The following is a 20,650-nucleotide window of genomic DNA, read 5'->3' as shown; positions in this document are numbered from 1 at the left end:
GGCTCCGCTACGCTCCGCCTCACTTCACTCCACCTGCTGGTGGTATTAACTCGATACAGTTGAATATATACTTACACAAAGAATTTTACACTACCTTAATAAACAAAAAGGCCATCCCGATAACCATCAGGACGGCCTTTCTTTAACTATTCAACAACTCCAATATCCCCTCATTCTCAATAATCATCATACCATGCCTGTCACTCGTAATCCCCTCTCTAAGCTGATACGTATACCTCGGCTTCGTTCCTTCCAGTAACGTCGGCAGATAGGCAAACTGGAGATTGCCGTATTGATGCAACGCATTCCCCACTTCAATAATATGCGTAGAAATGATGAAAAAGCAATTGCGATAGCGGGCGAAAGCCGCGGTTACGGCTAACGTCGCATCATAAGCATCTTTCACATTTGTACCTTTGAACAGCTCATCGAAAATCACCACCAGCTTCTTACCCGAACTCACTTCCGCTGCCACTTGCTTCACACGTAATACCTCCGCATAAAAATGGCTATACCCCATATTGAGATTATCCGGCACATTGATAGAGGAATACAGTCCGTCACGCACGGAAAACGCCATATCAGCAGCAGCAACAGGAAATCCCATATGTGCCAGGTATAAGGCAATGCCGAAGGACTTCATCAGGGTTGATTTACCCGCCATATTAGCCCCTGTGAGGAAAATAACATTGGAGTCCCCGTGAAGCGACACAGGATTAGCTACTCCGGCGTCCAATGCAGGATGCCTCAATGCGCTGGTACGGAACACGCTGGGCGAGGAGGGGAGGGCAGTAGCGTAATGAAAGCCGCGTTGCCGTGCTACGTCGCTTACTGCAATATAGACGTCCAGCTGATGAACAGCTTCCAGCAATTGCTCCATTTCATTGCGTAAGGTATGTCGTAATAAACGGTCGTAACGTGCCACGGTCAGTAATGTCAGCTCCTTGTCGCTGTCCAGCCAGGAGATGGCAGATAAGGTCTTGCCCCATGCAGCCGCGTCGCTGTAATCACTGAGCTCCTGCAGGAACTTGCGAAAGGTGCGTAATGTCCCGATAGTAGCCTTTAATCCTGTCAACAGCTTTTCATATTCGTCGTCATGCAGGAATGCGTTCAGCCTCTTTTTGAGAATAGCAGACAGGCTGCTTGCTCCTCCCATGTTCAGGTAGTTTTCCGCCTGGCGGAAGCTGACCCCGTTGAAGGGAAACGTGAGTTGCTTTTCCTGGAAATACCGGAAGGTAGCACTACGCTCGTTAATGGCGGCAGGATTAGTAAGGGGCTGCTGGAACATACGTTCCAGCAGTTGTTCCCCTCCGGTGGTTTTGATTCTGCTAAAAAGGTTATAGATGGAGTTAGTCTTGAACCGGCCAAGCAGGTTCAGGTCTTCCAGCGTTTGTTTATCAGCTATAAAACTCATGCTCATGTCGTTTTGGTCAGGCCCGCTTCCAGCATATCGATAATGCCTTCATTGTTAATGATGATCATGCCATGACGGTCGTCTGTAATGCCTTTTTCCAGTGTATAGGTGTATACAGGCTTGTGCCCATCCATGCGGGTGGGCAGGTATACAAACTGGATATTTGCAGCCGCTGCTTTCAATACCTCACCCGCTTCAATGATGTGTGTGGAGATGACGAATATGCTGTTACGTTTGCCGGCAAATCCTTTACAGATGGCAATGGTGGCCTCATACGCGTCCTTTACGTTAGTACCTCGGAACAGTTCGTCAAATACAATGAACAGGTGTTTACCCTGACTCAGTTCCTGTGCCATTTTTTTAACACGCAGCACTTCCGCGTAGTAATGACTGGCTCCCATGCCCAGGTTGTCGGGCAGATTGATGGTAGTATAGATACCGTCCAGCACAGAAAACTCCATTCGCGCAGCGGCAACCGGGAATCCCATGTGTGCCAGGAACAGGGCAATGCTGAGCGATTTCATAAAGGTGGACTTGCCCGCCATATTGGCTCCGGTGAGAAAGATGACATTGCTTTCTTCATTGATCCGGATGCTATTAGGCACCGCTTTTTTCAGCAAGGGGTGATAGATGCCTTCAGCATGTACGCGACAGGTATGGCGCGGCAAGGCATGAGGGAACACAAAACCCCGTTCAGCGGCCACTTTGGCGACAGATATATACACGTCCAGGCAATACAGGTGATGCAGGAGCTGCTGTATCAATTCCCGGTAACGGAAACGGAATAGCACATCATAGGCGGCAATGGTGGAATGCGCCGCTTTACCCCGATGGGCCAGTACTGGCTCAAATGCAGGTGCCGAAAGGAGTGTGGCGATCGCCTTTCTGTCGGCTGCATAAGCTATACCGCCCGCTTCTGCACTAACGAACGACTGTACCCCCTGCAGTAGCGCTATGAGCGCCTGCACACCTTTATACACCATCTGCATATTTCCGTCTACCGCTATCATCCCGGCTAGTTTCTTGCTGAGGGATTGTTCTTCCATGCTCAGTTTTGTACGCTCGTCCGTATTGTCAAGGTATGGTGCTATGGCGTCAAAGAGAGTGGCGGAGAAAGGATAAGCGGTGCCCGCCGCAGCAAAATGCTGGATAATGCTGCTGCGGCGGTTGATCGCTTCATGGTCTGATAATGGATAGCGGAACATCTCTTCCAGCAGGGCCGCACCTCCGCGTGTCACCGTGCGGTTAAAGATGTTGTACACGGAATCCGCTCCATGACGGCCAAAAATATTGAGATCTTCCAGTGTTTGTTTATCCGTTGTAAATAACATAGCTTATTTCCTTTTACGCCTGATAAGCAGAATAGCCGCAAATGCCACCAGTATACCCGGTAGTACCCAGATGTACAGGATCCGGAGTATATCCACGGCATCCGTACTTACTGATACGCGGGTATCTTTTGCTTCCGGGCGATAAGTGTCTATCGGGAACTGTCCATAGCTCAGCCAGCTGAAGAGCGCCGTGTTAAAGGCGAAATTGATAGTCTGTACATTGTATCGTCCCAGCTCGTCATTGCTTAAAAAGTCAGCATCCCCGGTAACGACAATACGCTGTTCTTTGTTGTTCACCTTACGGGTAAGGGCAATCACTGTAGCAACTGATTTCTTCTCATCACCAGCCGCAGGATCATAGACCACCTCTGCAGAATCGGCCGCAAAACGGTCTTTCTTTACCCAGCTCTTCCCGGCGTCAGTTACCAGTAATGGCTGCACCTTGAAGATGCTGTCGCTGTAGGAAAGCCATGTCGCACCCGGCATAGATACCGCAATACTGTCTTTTAAGCCTTTTACAAGCGATTTACTGAAGCCGGCGGCTGTAGATGTCATTAAGGGCAAAGCCAGGTCAGGAGCAGTCTCTTTGGCCGGTTGGGCTATCATCCCATCCATCAGCTGTACACCCAATTCATGTAGCAGCGGGTTTAAGATAGACTGTTTGCCGGGTTCCCCGGTAATGAGTAAGTTGCCACCTTCACTGATATACTTCCTGATCTTCGCCATTGTAACAGCACTGAATTCTTTCTTCGGATCGGCAATTACCAGTGTAGTAACATCCGAAGGAATATCCTGGTGCTCCAGTGAAAGGGTGTCTACATCGAAACCCTGGTTTACCAGTGCATAGCGGAAAGTCTTCTTTTTCGTGAGCGTGCTGTATTCCCGGTCTCCTTCCTTCCCGATGCTCCTCTCAAGGTCGCCAGTCAGGAAAGCGACCCTTGGAAATTCAGACTGTAACAGGCGTTTCAACGCTGCCGCTACTTCCGCTTCTCCCGGCCACTGCAACTGGTCATCAAACACACGCAGGAAAGTAACCTTGTCCTTGTATTTCAGCTGCATTACATAACGGTTCAGTTCCGGACGCAGGTCTATTATCTTCCTGATCTCTGCAGGCGATTTAAACTGGGATAGTTTCAGCCCCATTCCTTTGGCTCGCTGTGTGGCCATGTCCGGGAAGTCCTTGCCGGGATAGAACCGCATGATATTCGGATTGTCCAGCAGGCTGTCATAGTACTGTACATATTGCAGATGAATATCCTGTTTAAAGCGCATATAAGGCTCCCAACGTGCTAAGTCCATATTACGGCCTTCTTCAGATCCGAAATAATAGAATGAGCCCAGCATATTGTTATAAGCAGTTACCTCCAGCGGAGCATCTCCCAGCTCTTTCAGGATCTTTTGTGAGTTAGGTGTGAGCGTCCTGGTTTTATTGGCGGTTGCATCAAAATATCCTACCAGTGAAGGACGTGATGTGATGTATCCGACCACTAAACCCAACGCCACAACGGCCACATACCTGCCTGTTTTAACTACAGCTGGTTTCGATTCCCTGCCCGCCTTCAGCTTATAGATACTCAGCGCCAGGAAAATGTAGATGATCACCAGGAAGTAGATCACGTCTTTACTAGTGATAAGCCCTGCCAGCATCTTTTCCGTACGGCCGCTCAGCGAAAGGAAATAGGTAAGGTCCCGCACAAAGGCAATATTCTGCCATAGCGTACCGATATAGCTCAGGAAACCTACCATCATGAACGTACATACCGCCGCTACGATCTGGTAAGACGTAAGGCTGGACATGAACAGCCCGATGGCCGAATAGGCACATAAGAGCAGGTAGAAACCCAGTGAGGCAGAGAATAATTCTCCCGCATCCGCATGATTGATATGAATAAGTCCATCGAAAATGAAGAGACCCAGTACTACCATCATCAACAGGTTATATACCATCATGGCGAGGAACTTACCGAAGATGATCTCCCTGACCTTAACAGGAGAGGAGTACAGCAATTTGATAGTGCCATTGTTCACTTCCCGGCTGATCAGTCCCATGGTCAGCAGCGGAATATACAAATACAATGTCTGCATGACCACACTGAACACACCACCCCTGGATGCAAATATGCGCTCGGTGAGGCGGGTCATGTTCTCGAGCGACATTCCGCCTATTTCCTGCGAACGGGCAGCTCCATCCAGTGCATTGATATATGCCAGGCCGCATTGCACCAGGAACGCTATCAGTAAAAACCATGCTATCGGTGAATAAAACAGGGTGCGTAGTTCCGTTTTCGCAATTCTGAAAACCATCTTCATGATGCTATCTATTGTGTTGATTGATTGGATAATTGTTTGAATACTTCGTCCAGCGCTGTCTTGTCAATACTGATCTCTCTCAGCCGCCAGCCCTGCTGAACGCTGGCTGTGATAAGGCGTTCAGAGATACTCTGGTCGCCGTTAAAGAAAACACGCACCTGGCGTTCCGTGAGGAAGTCAGCTTTTGTTACACCCTCTATCGCCATCAGCGATGCAGCTGCTGGCGGATTCTCCATATGCATCAGCACACTGTGCGGCTCTACATAGTTGTTGAACGCATCCATCGTATCTGCAAATACGATCTTGCCATTGTCGATCATCTTGATCTCCTTGCAAAGCAACTGTACTTCAGAGAGGATATGAGAAGAGAAGATCACCGCACGGTCTGTAGCAATTTCCTTTATCAGGGCTCTTACCTCGATGATCTGGTTAGGGTCCAGGCCATTGGTAGGTTCATCCAGTACTATCAGTGATGGCCGGTGTATGATGGCCTGGGCAATGCCTACACGCTGACGATAACCACCGGAAAGATTACGGATAAGACGCTTACTGTAATGTGCTATACCACAACGTTCCTTCGCTTCTTTCATTGCTGCCGGTATAGCTGCTTTTGGCATCATGCGAAGGCCGGCGCAGTAACCGAGGTATTCATCTACCGTAAGGTCCATATATAAGGGCGGATGCTGCGGCAGGAACCCGATCTCCTGTTTGGCAAGCTCGGGTTGCTCCCGCATATTGATACCGTTTACAAATACCTTGCCTTCTGTCTGGTTCAATACGCCGCACAGAATATTCATGGTAGTGGATTTACCCGCACCATTAGAGCCCAGCAGCCCCACTATACCAGTCTGGCTGATCTCCATACTGATGTCACGGATTGCCCATGAGCTGGTGTAGCGATGTGATAAATGCTCCAGCTTTACAATACTGTTCATTGATTATTTTTTTGGAATTGGATTAAGGATTGTTTGGCATACCCGGATTACTGGTGATAAATGAAGGCGGCAATTGTAATACAAGCCGCCTGGGTTGGCTCAGTGTAAAAGTGCTTACACTGCCATCTGCATTGTACTGCGTGTGCGTAAACGTCTGTCCGGCAAAGAGGGGATCTACCGACTGCCTGCGCATATCGAACCAGCGGTAACCTTCTGTTGCAAACTCGCGGATGCGCTCCTCGAAAATGAAGCGGATCAATGCTGTCTGATCAGCTGCTATCGCTCCGGGTATTGATGCATCGGCTGCCGGCATACGGTGCTCACGCAGCGTTTCAACATCTGCGACTGCTCCCGCCAGGTCGTTCAGGCGTGCCTTACACTCTGCGCTTAACAGGTACATGTCGGGCAACTGCAGGCCCATTCTCGCATATGTTACCCCGTATTTGCGCAGGCGGCCGCCTGTGTTGGGCGATTGGTCCGGATTTGTATCCGTATATAACAGCAGGCGAAGATCTGATGCCCCGTATAAGGCCGCGGCCCATGGCGCCAGTACCAGGCCATTGTTGCCTAGCTGGTTGCCACTGTAAGATCCGTTGTAGAACACTTTCGATACTACCGCTTCCGTGAGGTCGTTCATGTTATTGCCCGGTCCCTGGGAAGGGCCGATGATGATGTCCATCGGCAGGAAAGCGCCACCTGCTGCAAGTGTCTGGTTATAATCGTATAAATGCGCATCACTGTCTGCCAGGTCGGCGAATGCAGCATTGAACATAGATAAGGCATCATTGTACCTGCCCATGAACACATACACCTTGCCCAATAGGCCTTCTGCGGCGGGTTTGGACATGCGGGTACGTATAGAAGGCTTTACCGGCAGTTCCGCAATAGCGGCAGTAAGGTCTTTGATAATAAAATCATATACTGCCTGCACGGAAGCACGCGTGAATGTTTTTTCGTTCACATCTGCCTGCTCTATGATCGGAAATCCGGGATCAGTGCCCGCGGTGCTCTGCACATAAGGCTTACCGTAAAAGTTAATGAACTGGAAGTAAGTCCATGCACGTGTAGCGATCGCCTCTGCACGGATGATCCTTTTCTGTGCATCTGTTCCCCCGCTGGAAGTCATTACCTCGCCAATGATCTTGTTCAGTGTATACAATTGTTCCAGCCACAGGCTGATGGCCCAGGGCGTCTGGTCCTGTTGCTGATAAACAACGTCCTGCCAGTGAAAGAGCCGGAGCATCTGCGGACTGCCCTGTAAAAGATATGCTTCCTCCGCAGCTACATCATCTTCCATCAATGCCGGCTCCTGCCAGCCCCCGGCGAAGGTCTGTGCATAGTACTGCGGATCATTCATCAGTTTATCATAGTCGTCCGTTGTAACGGCTACCTGCGATCCCAAAGGCACTACATCCAGGAAACTGTCCTTGCAGGCAATAAAGGAAACCATGATGGCGATATATATAAGCTTTCTCATCCTTCTCTGTTTAAATGTGAATTAAAGTGTAACATTGATGCCCAGGTTATACTGATGTTTGTACAATGCTCCCGGGAAACCGGTTTCCGGATCTATCCGCTCATCATTGGCGGTCCAGATCAGGAAATTGGTGGTCTGTGCATAAATGTTAAGCCGTTGTATTTTCAGGAAGTGCAGGGCCGCTGACTGCAGCTCATATGCCAGGGTAATATCCCTGATCTTGATATAGGATGCATTCAGCACATTCAGATCTCCGTTGATGTAATAGTTCACATCCCTGCGCGTATAACTGGTACCCATGTTGGATACATAAGAAGGAATATTGGTGATCTTTTCATCGCCAGGTTTTTTCCAGCGGTCCTGGAACGAGGTGAAAAGATTCTCTCCGCCAAGAGAAGTAGAATTTGGCATTCTGCCGGTATAGTAGATGTTCACGTTCCTGCGCATCACGGCTCCCATGTTATAGATCATGTTCATGGTGAGCGAAAGGCCTTTATATTCAAAACGGTTGGTAAATCCTCCGTTCACCGGCGACTGTGTCGTACCGGCATATACGATATCTTCCGGTTGGGCAATGTAAGGTTGCTTCGTCACCGATTTATCTGACAACCTGATCTGAGGATCACCCATGTTGTCAAGCCCCGCAAACTGGTAAGCAAACAGAGGTTTCGAGTTATAACCTATCCAGTATGGAGCGGTCAATTTGTAGCTGGCAGTATTCAGTGAAGGATTCAGGGCCGCATAAGATACCAGCTTGTTATAGTTATAGCTGAATACCATGTTGCTGGACCAGCTCCAGTCCCGTTTCCGGATGTTCACAGTACGCAGGGATAATTCAATCCCTCTGTTTACCAGCTTGCCTACATTGCCCACCTGGCCGTCATATCCCGTAAAGGGATTCAGCGGCACCCTTCCCAGCAGGTCTGTCGTTGTTTTACTGTAGGCATCTATCGCTCCCGATATACGGTTTTTCAACACAGAGAAATCTACACCGATATTGGTGGTCTGTGTGCGTTCCCAGGCCAGTTTTCTGTTGGCCGGTTGACTGAGGGTAAGCGCATCTCCCGCCACGCCGCCGGTCTGCGACTGAGGTTGTGCATATAAGATGTCATACAATGAAGCAGAACCGACATAAGGAGAGTTACCGGTAATACCATAGGTAGCTCTTAACGCCAATGCATCTACCCAGTCCACCTGCTGCATGAATCTTTCGTTACGCACCTGCCATTTACCACCTACGCTCCACACAGGTTTGTTCTGAACAGATATATCGCTGCCGAACTGGTTACTGTGGTCACGGCGCCAGCTCAGGTCCAGGCTGTATTTATGGTTTAAGGTATAACTGGCCAATGCAAACCAGGAAGTAAAACGTGTCAGCTCTTTTAATACCAGGTATGGCTGGGTACTGAAGAAGCCAAAGCCAGTCACAGTGCCGAACACACCACGCTTCAGGGTAGCATAATCAATTAAAGGGTAGGTGCCTAAGGCCTCATCATATCCGATAATGGTGCTTGTATTCCGCGATGCCTGTGCCTCCTGTGCTTCCTGCCCTGCCTGTAAGGTCAGTATATCCTTTCCTGACCTGGGTGTGGCATTATATACCAGCCGATTACGTACAGTCCAGTTACGCTGATCATTATTCGTAGCTACATACATGCTGTTATGCTGCGGCAGATAATAAACAGGTGTAGAGGAAGGGCTGGGCGCTACGGTGAAAGACAGTAGCTGTTTACGTTGGGAGAGGGCACGGCTGTCTGTAAAAGAGCTAAGCGTTCCTGGTGCTTTCAGATAACCGTAGGTGCCCTGGAAGCTAATACCTTTCCAAAGCTTGACGCCGATATTAGCAGTTGTATTGATGCTGAGCGTATTGGTATTGGAATGCGCATAATTGAATTCCTGCAAGGGATAGTAATCCAGGTTGATCCTGCTTCTCGCTGCATAATTGTTGCGTGTTGAATCTGACCAGCCGTTGGTAAATGCCATGTTTTGTTCACGGCCCTGTTGATCAACAAACAGCTGGTACGGTACGAAGCTGTTATCAACAGTAGGCATATTCTTCCTGCTGCTTACGTTATTGATCAACGAGGTATTCAGCGAGACATTGATCCGTTTGCCGATATTGAAACTTTGTGAGAGGTTAACCTTATAAGTGTTGTTTTTATCGCCTGGCGTGTTGCTCTGTACACCTGTCCAGCCCAGCGAAGCATACATGGCGTAAACACTGTTACCCGCGGAAAGAGAGATGGTATGATTCGTGGTGAGCGGATTGCGATAAAACAGGTCTCTTATCTGCGAAAGATTGCTGATCCTGCTCATGCTGTCCAGGCTTCTGTTTGCCTGATCTGCAGTGATCAACCCGCGATACTGATTGTAAAGTACAATATCATGTGGTAATACTACCTGCGTGGCCAGTGAGCTCCAGGGATAGTTTACCGGGTCGAATGTTTCTTTAGCAGCCTGTATGTATTGTTCACTGTTCATACGCTGATTGTAATTAAGATCAGGCTTGCTCTGAAAACTGACAGAACCGGTATAGTTAACCTTCAGGTTCTGGTTCCTGCTGCCTTCTTTGGTTTTCACCACGATGATGCCGTTGGCAGCTCTCGCTCCCCAGATGGCAGCAGCTGCCGCATCTTTCAACACAGTTATATCTTCTATATCGTCAGGATTAACAGAACCGAAATCTGTGGTGATCACGCCATTCACAACATATAAAGGGTTAGTGGGCTGTCCGCCGTTGACAGTACTATACCCCCTGATAACGCTTGACCTGGTGGAGAACCCATTGCCGGTCCTGCCGGAAGAAGTAACGCTTGTTCCTACTGTAAGACCCGGTATCTGTCCTTCCAGGCGGCCTACTACATCAAAGGTGCTGACACGTTCTCTGAATACTTTCATGTCCGGCTTACCAAATGCGCCGGTTGCCCTTTCCCTGCTTAGCTGCTGGTAGCCTGTGTTGTAAATGACAACGGTACTCAATGCATTGATGCGGGGACGCATGATGACGGTCATGTTCTCCGACATCCCCGAAAAAGGTACCAGTACACTTTCGTAGTTAATACTCGTGAACAGCAGGGTATCATTCGGCATGAGACCGTACAACGTAAACTCGCCTTTTTCATTTGTAAACACATAACGGCGTCCGTTACGGAGCATCACCGTGATATTGGATAAGAGCTGTCCTTCACTGTCCGCTACCTTGCCGCTGATGTTGCCGGGCGGTGTCGCTTCAACATCAGCCGGTACAGCTACAGAGGATGGAATCCTGCGACTCACGAATATTGTCTTGCCCTGGATATTAAAAGTCAACGGTTGATTAGCCATGATAATCAGCAAGGCCCGCTCCAATGGCATATCCTTTAATTGTACTGTAATGGGGCTGGCAAGTTCAAGGTCTTCACTGCGGTAAAAGAACTTGTAACTGGTCTGTTGCCTGATGACAGCAAATATTTTCTTTAATGGCGTTGACCTAGCGGTAAAGGTGACGGTCTGCGCTGATGCGCTCCCGGCTGTGAGCAGCAGGGCCATAAAGAAAAGCATGATTGCTGATTTCATGACAGGAAGGTTTTTGGTTGATCTGATCCCTTTGGACATAGGAGGGACCCCGGGATTGAAATGACCCTTAATTTGCATACATTTGCAACGTTTAATGTTTAGTAATAAGCCAGACTTAAACGAAAACCGGGGGTAGGACGCCAATCTTTGCACCCGGTTTTTTCATTTAGTTCATGCGATTTTGGTTCTTTTTACTGCCGGATAATTACTGCCGGATAATTAATCTGTTTCCCTCGATTTTATAGTTGATTCTTGTAGTTGACAATCCCTCGAGCACCTGCGATAAAGTGAGGCTCTTATCTATTTCCCCCGTAAAGGTGGCATCCGGTATCTTTCCTTCGTAACTCACCTCTATATTGTACCAGCGCGCCAGTTGCCGCATAACCGCCGGCAGATCAGCATCGTCAAAGGCAAATATGCCGTCTTTCCAGGCTACTGCGTTATTGACGTCTGCATCGGGCACTAGATGGATCTGCTGATTGATCCGTGCTTCCTGCCCTGGTTTAAGCAGCTGTGATGTCTGGCGATAAGTCACTCGTACCGCTCCCTGTAACAGTGTTGTGCGAATATTCGGTTCATCATTGTAAGCGTTGATATTGAAATTGGTTCCTAACACATCTATGCTGGTAACATCATTGACAATCACTTTAAATGGTTGGTGGGCGTTGGCGGCCACCTCAAAGTAAGCCTCGCCTTTCACATGTACCGTTCTTTCCCTGCCTTTGAAAGTAGTAGGGTAGGTAAGGCTGCTGGCAGCATTCATCCATACTTTTGAACCATCAGGCAATATCAGCTGGTATTGCCGTCCCTTCGGCGTGCTGATGGTATTATAAGCCACCGGTGACATTTTACTGCCGGTTCGGGTATTATCATAAGATACAGTTCCATTTTGGAGTTGAACAGCAGTGTTGCCCTGCACAGCGATGACGCCGTTTCTTGCACTGTCCAGCACAATTTCACTACCATCGGCCAGGGTAAGGATGGCGCCTGTTTTACCCGGCAGAATGTCTGTATGCTGCGCTAACTGCTGTTGTTGATGTGTATGTGGCTGGCGTAGCAGATAATACGCGCTGCCCCCCAGTAATAATAATACCGCTGCCGCTGCAGGTACCCACCGGCGTATAGGAGAAATACGCCGTACTACCGGTTTCTGCCGGATGCTGAGCAAAAGCTGTTGTTCCAGTTTGGCAGCGATCTGCTCTTTTTGTTGCTCAAAATCTTTCAGTATGTCCTTGTCCCTGTAGTCCAGCAGTTCCAGGTAACGTTCCACAAACGCCGCTTCCGCAGGGGATGCTTTCCCTTCGTTATACCTGGCGAGCAGCTTGAAAAAGTGACCTTGGTCCTTGCCGGAATCGTACATAGCAGGTGGCTTTAATACTATAGTCAGGAAAAGGAGAACGCTTTCCCGTCCTTGGGGCACTTTTTTTTAAAAAAGTTTTGAATCCCTGTCTGCTGTGCTATAAAGTTTCATCCAGGAGGATGAGCAGTGCGAGTAAATGTCCGAAATGAGCTCTGAGGTCCTGTACAGAGATGCTGAGTTGGTTTTGTACGGTTTTCTGCGAGATCTGCAGGTTTTCGGCTATTTCCTGTGTGGTGAGGTGGTGAAGGTAATATTGGATAAATATCTGGCGTCGCCTTTCGGGCAATATCTCCGCCCATGAAATGATAAGGGAGGTAAGGTCTTTTTCCAGCAGCGCCTGATCGGCCTTGTAAAGGGATTCTTCAGTGTTTTCCAGCAACTCAAAGAAGAACTTATCCTTTTTGGATATCAGTTTATTTATAATACGATATTGGAGCGCTTTGCCCAGGTAAGCTGGGAGATGCTGAATAGACAATTCCTCCCGGCGTCTCCAGAGGTCAAGGAACAGATCATGCACAAGCTCCTGTGCCAGTTCCTGGTCACCCAATTTCTTACTGGCTGCCACGTACAGTTTTTCCCAATGTCGCTGAAATAATTGCTGGAATGCTGTTTCAGATCCCGTTTTGATAAGACTGAGCAGCTCCTGGTCGGCGTCGGTATGTGTAAATTCGTTCAACACTAAACAATAATGATTTCCCCCTGGCTTAAATTTAAGCAAAAAAGTAAGGATTTTATAATACACAAATGAAACAGGAATGTTTTTCAGTGTATGTATACGTCGGCGGAAAGTATAAATGCTACCTGCCATTATCCACATCACCACCCCATACCTGTGGATAATCTTTGCCCTCTAAACCCATCACTCCCAACGAATTATCTTAAATTCATATCTCACAAAATAATTGCTGATGGCAAAACAAAATTCTCTTTTCCCTTTTACCCGTAAACTGGGTAAAGTCATAGGCTACGAGCGCAATGGAAAATTCTTCCTGCGTAAGATGCCTGAATTCGTCCGGCAGAACGCCGCTACCCGCTCTGCGGCGCAGCGTTTCGGCATCGCCAGTAAAAAGGGTGCCCTGATCCGTCACACCTTTTACACTGACCTGGACATCCGTTGCGACGACGGCCACATTAACCGCCTGAATAAAGCCTTCATCGCTGCAGGCAACAACAACGCCGCTATAACCGGCTTCCGGTTCAATCAACACACGGGTATAGACCGTTTCCTTTCTATAGCTCCCAGGCTATTCAGAAACGAAACATTACATATCCCGAAGCAGACGCTGGCACATCATAAAGGCATCACTGCACTGGAAGTAAAAGTAATCGCTAAACGTATAGACTTCCTGACCCCTCAGGTCACCGGCACAGAAACGGTTACAATCGCAATAGATCCCCGCCAGCCTTTCGACGGAGCAGACATCCCGCTGAACGTCCCCGGCGAGGGAACCTTAGTAATCACCATGCAAATAAGAGGCATGCACGAAGATCGCCCTTCCTGCAACCGGCAATACCTGGCAGCCGATATCGTCGCTGTGGCAGCACCACAGATTCCCGATAAGATTCCCCATAACAAACCTACCTACCCGCAACCCACAGCAAATAGGCAGAACCTCACACCCGCACACAATTACCAGACACTCATCCAACGGGAATAAACTATCATCGCCTCAGTGATTATTTTGATGAGTAAAGCATCCATTGAATGTAACAACCCACCCCCATACCTCTTATCTGCTGCCGCATAGTCCTGCAGCAAATCTGCCATTGCCTGATCCCACCACCACACATCACCCCATTAAGTTTTACAGTATTCCACACCTGCAGCTCAACACCAGCTCATCTCCACGTCTTCTCCGTGTCTTCTTTATGTCTTCTCCGTGTCTTCTTCATATCTTCCTCATGGCTACTTCATGTATACGGCATGTATACGGCATGTATACGGCATGTATACGGCATGTATACGACATAGTCTGGCTAAGCAACGCGTTATACAAATGGTCCCATCTATTTAAGGAATGAAGCATTTAGACCTGGCCACTAATTACAATACTGGGCTTAATTAATCAAAGACTTCGATAAGCCAGCCACTTAACCATCCATAGCGACAGCGAAAGTAGCAAGCGGTTTCAGATGGGAATGGCGGGCCTTCGGCTCTCCGGCGACACGACCGGTGCTGCCCAATAGATATCCAATGCCTATTCGCTTGACAATGCCCAATAGCCTTCCAGAGAGGCGCCGACCGCCATCCCATACTGAAACCGGAGCTACTTAGCGGAAAAAAGAAGCCCCAACAACACTCCCATACTGAAACCGGAGCTACTTAGCGGAAAAAAGAAGCCCCAACAACACTCCCATACTGAAACCGGAGCTACTTAGCGGAAAAAAGAAGCCCCAACAACACTCCCATACTGAAACCGGAGCTACTTAGCGGAAAAAAGAAGCCCCAACAACACCAAAGCAAAAAAAAGAGGCTGTATCAACAGATACAACCTCAATGCGCTCAGCTAAACAAAGACATCCTTATCTCACTACAATCTTCCGGATCTTATTCCCACCCTGCGTATCATAATTATAAGTACTTATATACAAGTCCCCATGCCGATCTATCACCAACCCCTGCGGACCATTAAAAGAAGCATTCAACCCCACGCCATCTATATCTGCAGCAGTACCGCTCCCCGCAATAACCACCTTTCTTCCCGTAGATTTTTCAATCAGGCGAAGGTTGTTATTAACATGATCGGCCTCATAAAGATTGCCTCTGCGATCGAGCGCAATCTCCCATCCGCCATAAGTAGGATCCAGGGGAAGAAAGGTCATCTGGCCATCCGGTGTGATCTTGACATGCGGATATGCACTCACCCACATCGTGCCGGATCTATCAAAGACAATGTTTTGAGGCGTAGTAATACCAGACGCAAAGGTAGTGTCATGATGCCCCGAAGTATCCATTCGCAGAATAAACCCGTAGTTGGTGTTGGCTACATACAGGTGATGATCCGGCCCTAATGCGATACCAGCCAAAGGCATTGCCCCCTGGTATATCGGTACATTCCTGCCATCCGGTTCTATACGCATCACATGCGTATTAAAGTCTGTAAGGTACAGCTGCTTTGAATGCTGATCCAGCGTGATGTTACGCGGAGAATAAAATTCTACATCGTAAGAAATAGGAATAGTAGACACAGTATTACCAGGTATCGCTATCTTGCGTACCAACCTGTTGTAGCAATCGGCCACATATAAAGTGCCATCGCTGCTGTCCACCGTAAGACCCCACGGACAATTAAAGCTGGCAGCATTGCCAGCGCCGTTGTCTCTGCCTACAGCGCCGGTTCCCGCTATAGTCGTGACTGTTGCCACGTAATTGTAGGTGAACGGCTTTGAATAAGAGTGATTGTCTACCTGTACGGTCAGGTCGCCGGAACCTGCCATTACGGGTATTACCACCGCTACGCTATCCTTAGTGGCAGAGATGACATTCACCTTTTCGCCATTCAGGGAGACAGATACCTTAAGACCTGACTTCATGACCGGAAAATTCGTTCCGTAAATTTTAACGGTATCGCCACCACCGGCAGCTTCCGGGTAAATTGAGGTCACCGTAACGTACGGATAATTGTCATCATGACTACAGGCTGAAAATAATAGGATGCTACTAACGACATAGAGTAGCCGGGAAAAGGGAAAACATAATCTTTTCATAGATTTCGGGTTCGGGTTAAACTTAAAAAAATATCCGTTAAATATACAAAGGTTTCAGATACTGAGCATAAGCCAGACAATTTTTGTCGTAATATTAATATTCGAAGCCAGGCACATACCTGAACTGAGAGATACTTATGGATCTTAACAACGAATATTTTATGAGAGAATGCCTCGGGTTGGCACGAGCCGCCAAACAACGTGGTGACAGCCCGGTAGGCGCCATCCTCGTCCGTAACGGAGAGATCATCGCCAGAGGCATAGAAGGCGGCAAAACCCATAGGGATATTACCTACCACGCCGAAATAGAAGCCATACGCGAAGCAACAGCGCTACTAAATACGCAGAACTTATCAGATTGTATTATGTACACCACACATGAACCCTGTATCATGTGTGCTTACGTGATCCGCCATACAAGAATACCGACGATCGTCATGGGATTAACATCCGGAGATATCGGCGGCGCAAGCTCCGCATATCCGCTTCTAAAAGATACGGGTATAAAAAAATGGGGAACTCCGCCGCAACTCATCACCGGGGTATTGGAAGAAGCATGTAAAGCGTTAAACATTGACTGACTTCCACGTCAGCCACTTTTCAAAAACAGCAATAAGGTTATTCTCAACAAACGGCTTGGTAACAAAATCATCCATACCCGCCGCTATACACTTTTCCCTTTCCCCCTTCACATTCCCCGCTGTCAGCGCAATAATAGGAATGTGAATATGAGGACTGATCTCCCGGATCATCCGCGTAGCCTCATACCCGTTGACAATAGGCATCTGGATATCCATGAAGATAATATCCGGCAAGTGCTGCTTACAGCTTTCTACCGCCTCCTTACCATTCTTCGCCTCGGCGATCTGCGCAGCAGGGGCGATCTTACGGATAATAGTACTGGCCAGCAGCATATTGATCGGATTATCTTCCGCGATCAGTATATGGATATTAGCTTTGATCTTCTTGTGCTCGCGGCTTTCAGCCCGCTTTACTTCGGTGGTGTCTTTGATAAACAAATGGGATAGGGCATGGTACATTTCCTGTATCTTAATAGGTTTTAACAGACGTTGGTTGACGTGCAACTCCTCACAGGCCCTGATGATCTTCTCATCGTCTGCTGAGCTGTGCAGCAGTATGATAGCGGGCTCTTTCTCCAGCTCCTCAAAATTTGTCCTGATCTTCCTGATCGTTTCCAGTCCATCCATAAAAGGCATATGATAGTCCATCAGGATCACATCATACTGTTGTTTGGTCATCAGGAACTGAAAAGCTTCAATACCATTCGACGCCTCGTCAGAGTTGATGCCTTTCATCTGTAACATCCTTCTCAGGATGGTCCGGTTATGCTCATTATCATCAACGATCAGCACATTTTTGACAAGGTCGATATTTTCCCATGCAATGGGAGCGCCGTCTTCTGTTTTTACCGTAATTTCAAAAAAGAACGTACTGCCTTTGCCGGGCGAACTTTCCAGTTGCAGCTGACTGCCCATGAGCGCCAGCAGTTTATTGGAAATGCTCAACCCCAGACCGGTACCGCCATATCTTTTAGTCGTGGAAATGTCTTCCTGTAAGAAGGCCTCAAATATCTTCTCCTGTTTGCTCTTATGGATACCAATACCCGTATCCCTTACCTGGAAGCGGATGGTGGTCATACCCGCCTTAGGCTGCCCCACAGGCCGGATCTCAAGCTCTATTTCCCCCTGGTCAGTGAATTTCACTGCATTACTCAACAAGTTGAGGAGGATCTGTTTGAGCCGCACCACATCGGCCCACATAAAACGGGGAAGGTCTGTAGACACATTCAGCAACATCTCAATCCCTTTCTGCTGCGCCTGGAAACTGAGGATGTCACTCGCCTGACTGCTAAACTCCAACAGATCACATTTGCTGATATCCAGTTCTATCTTGCCCGCTTCTATCTTGGAGAAATCAAGGATGTCGTTAATGATACTCAACAGGGAATTACCCGACTGATTAACAATAGAAGCATATTGCTGCTGCGTCTCATTGAGCACGGTTTTCATCAGCAGGTCGGTGAACCCGATCACCCCGTTCAGCGGCGTGCGTATTTCATGGCTCATATTAGCCAGGAATTCCGACTTGGCCTTACTGGCATACTCCGCCTGTAACTTGGCTTCTTTTAGCTCCCTTTCTGCCTTCTTTCGCTTCGAGATATCCGTAGCGATACCCAGGTAACCGGTAATGTCTGCATTGTCACGTATAGGCGTTACCACCATAGAAACGATGGTAGTAGTCCCATCTTTCCGCACATAGGTCCATTCCCGCCCTTCAGACCCTTCCAGTTCCGGGATCTGGGTGAAAACACGGAAGCCTTCAATAGGCGTCTTATACAACGCCGATAGCTCTTTTCCCCTGGCGGATATTTCATCCGGTAAGTGAAGTATCTCCCAGGAATATTTGCCCGTTACCTCCGCCGCACCATACCCCAGCAACTTTTCCGCGCCCTTATTAAAAAGGGTAATAATTCCCTCATGGTCAGTAGCTATAATACTAACCTCAGAAGCAGACTGCAGCACATCCTCCAGCAGCTTTCGCGATTGCTGAATGGCCACGGTAGCTTTCTTTTTCTCATTGATATCCTGGAATGTCCCAAACAGCCTTTTACAAATACCATTTTCAAACGTAGCATGGCCTATTGAACGCACCCACATCTTACGCCCCTTGGCAGTCGTGATCTGTAGTTCCAGCTGCCAGGGCGTACCTGTGCGGATAGCATGATCAATCACCGCATCCAACTGTTGCCGGTATTCCCCCGCATAGAAAACCATGGTATTTTCCGTGGTAGGCCTGAAGTCTGGCGGTACCTCATGGATCTCGCAGGTAACGGTCGACCAGAAAACCTCCTGTTTAACAAGGTCAAATTCCCATCCGCCTATACGCGCTACCTGGTTGGTACGTTCCAGCATTTCCTTGGTACGCTTGAGGTCTATCTCCAGTTCATGCCTCTCTGTGATATCGGCTGCGTTGCCTATTACATAGGGATTGCCCAGCGCATCATTGACAAGTATGTTGTTAAACAACCAGATGCGGATATTACCAAGCTTATGCCGGGTATGCATCAGACCCGTCACCTTGCCTTTCATCTTGATCTTGGCCAGGTATTGGTCAAGGTCATTGTGATACTCAGGAGGAATAATGTCGTATAAACTCATGGTCATGAGCTCCTGGATGCTATACCCCACACTGTCCGCACTGGCCTTGTTGACATACGTCAGCTTCCCCTGCAGATCATGTTTGCACATCATGCCCAGCGAATTCTCAAAGAAAGTACGGGCGCTGATCTCATTGTCTATCAGTTCCTGCTCTTTGAGCTTTTCACCGGTAATATCCCTGCCTATAGCGAAGATGTTGCCGGTATACGGTTCTGGAGTGGCGATCCATTGGATGTATTTATAGTCGCCGTTCTTCGTCCGGAAACGGTTGTAGAAGTTGATGGTAGACAGGCCCGAGCGGAGATGATCCAGCTCCGCGGCGGTATTTTCTACATCATCCGGATGCACCAGTTCCAGTACAGAAGTGCTTGTCAGTTCATCTTCCTCCCAGCCCAGCAAAGTGGTGAATGCCTTATTGATCCTTCTTAACCTGCCGGAGTAGGACCCGACACACACCAGTCCTTCAGAAAGATTGAACAACTTCGCATAATACTGGGTTTCCGCGTTCTGTCGCTCCGCCATTAAAGCAGCAATAACATTTTGCGCAATAATGGTCAGCGCCCTTTGCTCTGCGCTGGTGATCGCGGCGGCTTCATGGTGCATCACATAAAGCGCCCCTAAAATAAAGCCATTACCGTCAATCAGGGGGCAACCGGCAAACGCACGGATATGTGGTGCCGCAGTAACTGCTTTATTATTTCGGAGGATGGGGTGGAGCAGGGTATCCTCAACAGCCATAAAGGCCCGCGCCTGCATGATCAGTTGCATAAAGCCCCAGTCAAAGGTGGTTTCCTGTGTACCCGGTATGGTGGTGGACGAAACAATGAGCTGTTTTTCATCCCCGGCAACAGCTATAACAGCGTAAGGGAAATGACAACTGAGGGTTGCCAGTTCGGTGAACTGATCGAGGGCCGGTTGCGGAGTCAACTGCAGCAGCCCGTATTCCTTGAGCGCGCGTAGCCTGGCCTTCTCATTTTTGGGGGCAGCATTTTCATTCATATGACATGGAACTATACTGCAATTTAATTAGATAATCAATACATATTGATTTTCAGTTAAAAAGGCAGAGCCGGGTACCTGCTTTTGCCCGAAAGGGGGCATTCGCGCCATTAACAAACCACAATAGGACTCCGTTAGGAGTCCCCTTGTTTGTAGCGCGGGGTTTCAACCCCGGGTGTTTGTAGCGCGGTTTCATCCCCGGAACCGTCCCGGTCATTATTCGCGTCATTAACAAACCACAATAGGACTCCGTTAGGAGTCCCCTTGTTTGTAGCGCGGGGTTTCAACCCCGGGTGTTTGTAACGCGGTTTCATCCCCGGAACCGTCCCGGTCATTATTCGCGCCATTAACAAACCACAATAGGACTCCGTTAGGAGTCCCC

General features: G+C 48.5%; 12 protein-coding genes. 2 read left to right on the top strand and 10 right to left on the bottom strand.

The genetic code is table 11. The features are described 5' to 3' along the window. Positions 1–142: 142 nt before the first annotated feature. From CLV42_RS26570 to CLV42_RS26535, 8 genes are all read right to left on the bottom strand, one after another. Positions 143–1,414 (bottom strand): MutS-related protein, encoded by a 1,272-nt coding sequence (locus CLV42_RS26570; protein WP_106604967.1) that lies wholly within the window; start codon positions 1,412–1,414, stop codon positions 143–145. 2 nt (positions 1,415–1,416) lie between these two features. Continuing rightward, positions 1,417–2,745 (bottom strand): MutS-related protein, encoded by a 1,329-nt coding sequence (locus tag CLV42_RS26565; RefSeq protein WP_106604966.1) that lies wholly within the window; start codon positions 2,743–2,745, stop codon positions 1,417–1,419. Between the two features lie 3 nt (positions 2,746–2,748). Next, entirely contained in the window at positions 2,749–5,055 is a 2,307-nt protein-coding gene (locus tag CLV42_RS26560; RefSeq protein ID WP_106604965.1) for a Gldg family protein, read from the bottom strand. 8 nt (positions 5,056–5,063) lie between these two features. Then, positions 5,064–5,990, bottom strand: coding sequence for an ABC transporter ATP-binding protein (locus tag CLV42_RS26555; protein WP_106604964.1), 927 nt, complete (start codon positions 5,988–5,990; stop codon positions 5,064–5,066). Between the two features lie 22 nt (positions 5,991–6,012). Next, on the bottom strand, positions 6,013–7,467 hold the full coding sequence (locus CLV42_RS26550; RefSeq protein WP_106604963.1) for a RagB/SusD family nutrient uptake outer membrane protein: 1,455 nt from the start codon (positions 7,465–7,467) through the stop codon (positions 6,013–6,015). Positions 7,468–7,488: 21 nt separating this feature from the next. Then, complete coding sequence (locus CLV42_RS26545; RefSeq protein ID WP_170117659.1) at positions 7,489–11,022, bottom strand: SusC/RagA family TonB-linked outer membrane protein; 3,534 nt, start codon at positions 11,020–11,022, stop codon at positions 7,489–7,491. 205 nt (positions 11,023–11,227) lie between these two features. Further along, positions 11,228–12,382, bottom strand: a complete 1,155-nt coding sequence (locus CLV42_RS26540) for a FecR family protein (RefSeq protein ID WP_106604961.1) — start codon at positions 12,380–12,382, stop codon at positions 11,228–11,230. 97 nt (positions 12,383–12,479) lie between these two features. Next, positions 12,480–13,061 (bottom strand): RNA polymerase sigma factor, encoded by a 582-nt coding sequence (locus CLV42_RS26535; RefSeq protein ID WP_170117658.1) that lies wholly within the window; start codon positions 13,059–13,061, stop codon positions 12,480–12,482. A gap of 229 nt (positions 13,062–13,290) precedes the next feature. On the opposite strand from CLV42_RS26535, the gene CLV42_RS26530 reads away from it, so the two are divergent. Then, positions 13,291–14,040 carry a hypothetical protein gene (locus CLV42_RS26530; RefSeq protein ID WP_106604959.1) on the top strand — a complete coding sequence of 250 codons (750 nt, stop codon included), beginning with the start codon at positions 13,291–13,293 and terminating at the stop codon, positions 14,038–14,040. Between the two features lie 865 nt (positions 14,041–14,905). On the opposite strand, the gene CLV42_RS26525 is transcribed toward CLV42_RS26530, so the two are convergent. Next, positions 14,906–16,090, bottom strand: a complete 1,185-nt coding sequence (locus tag CLV42_RS26525; protein WP_106604958.1) for an IPT/TIG domain-containing protein — start codon at positions 16,088–16,090, stop codon at positions 14,906–14,908. Positions 16,091–16,227: 137 nt separating this feature from the next. Between CLV42_RS26525 and CLV42_RS26520 the strand changes: the two genes are divergently transcribed. Further along, the gene (locus CLV42_RS26520) at positions 16,228–16,671 is read left to right on the top strand and encodes a nucleoside deaminase (protein WP_106604957.1); all 444 of its coding nucleotides are present in this window, start codon (positions 16,228–16,230) and stop codon (positions 16,669–16,671) included. On the opposite strand, the gene CLV42_RS26515 is transcribed toward CLV42_RS26520, so the two are convergent. Continuing rightward, the gene (locus CLV42_RS26515) at positions 16,657–20,268 is read right to left on the bottom strand and encodes a PAS domain S-box protein (protein ID WP_106604956.1); all 3,612 of its coding nucleotides are present in this window, start codon (positions 20,266–20,268) and stop codon (positions 16,657–16,659) included. The two genes, CLV42_RS26520 and CLV42_RS26515, sit on opposite strands and share 15 nt — an antisense overlap. Positions 20,269–20,650: the final 382 nt, after the last annotated feature.

It is taken from the genome of Chitinophaga ginsengisoli, assembly GCF_003014595.1.
GTDB lineage: Bacteria > Bacteroidota > Bacteroidia > Chitinophagales > Chitinophagaceae > Chitinophaga > Chitinophaga ginsengisoli.
The sequence above is the reverse complement of the archived record's forward strand: the minus strand, read 5'-3'. Positions and strand labels throughout refer to the sequence as shown.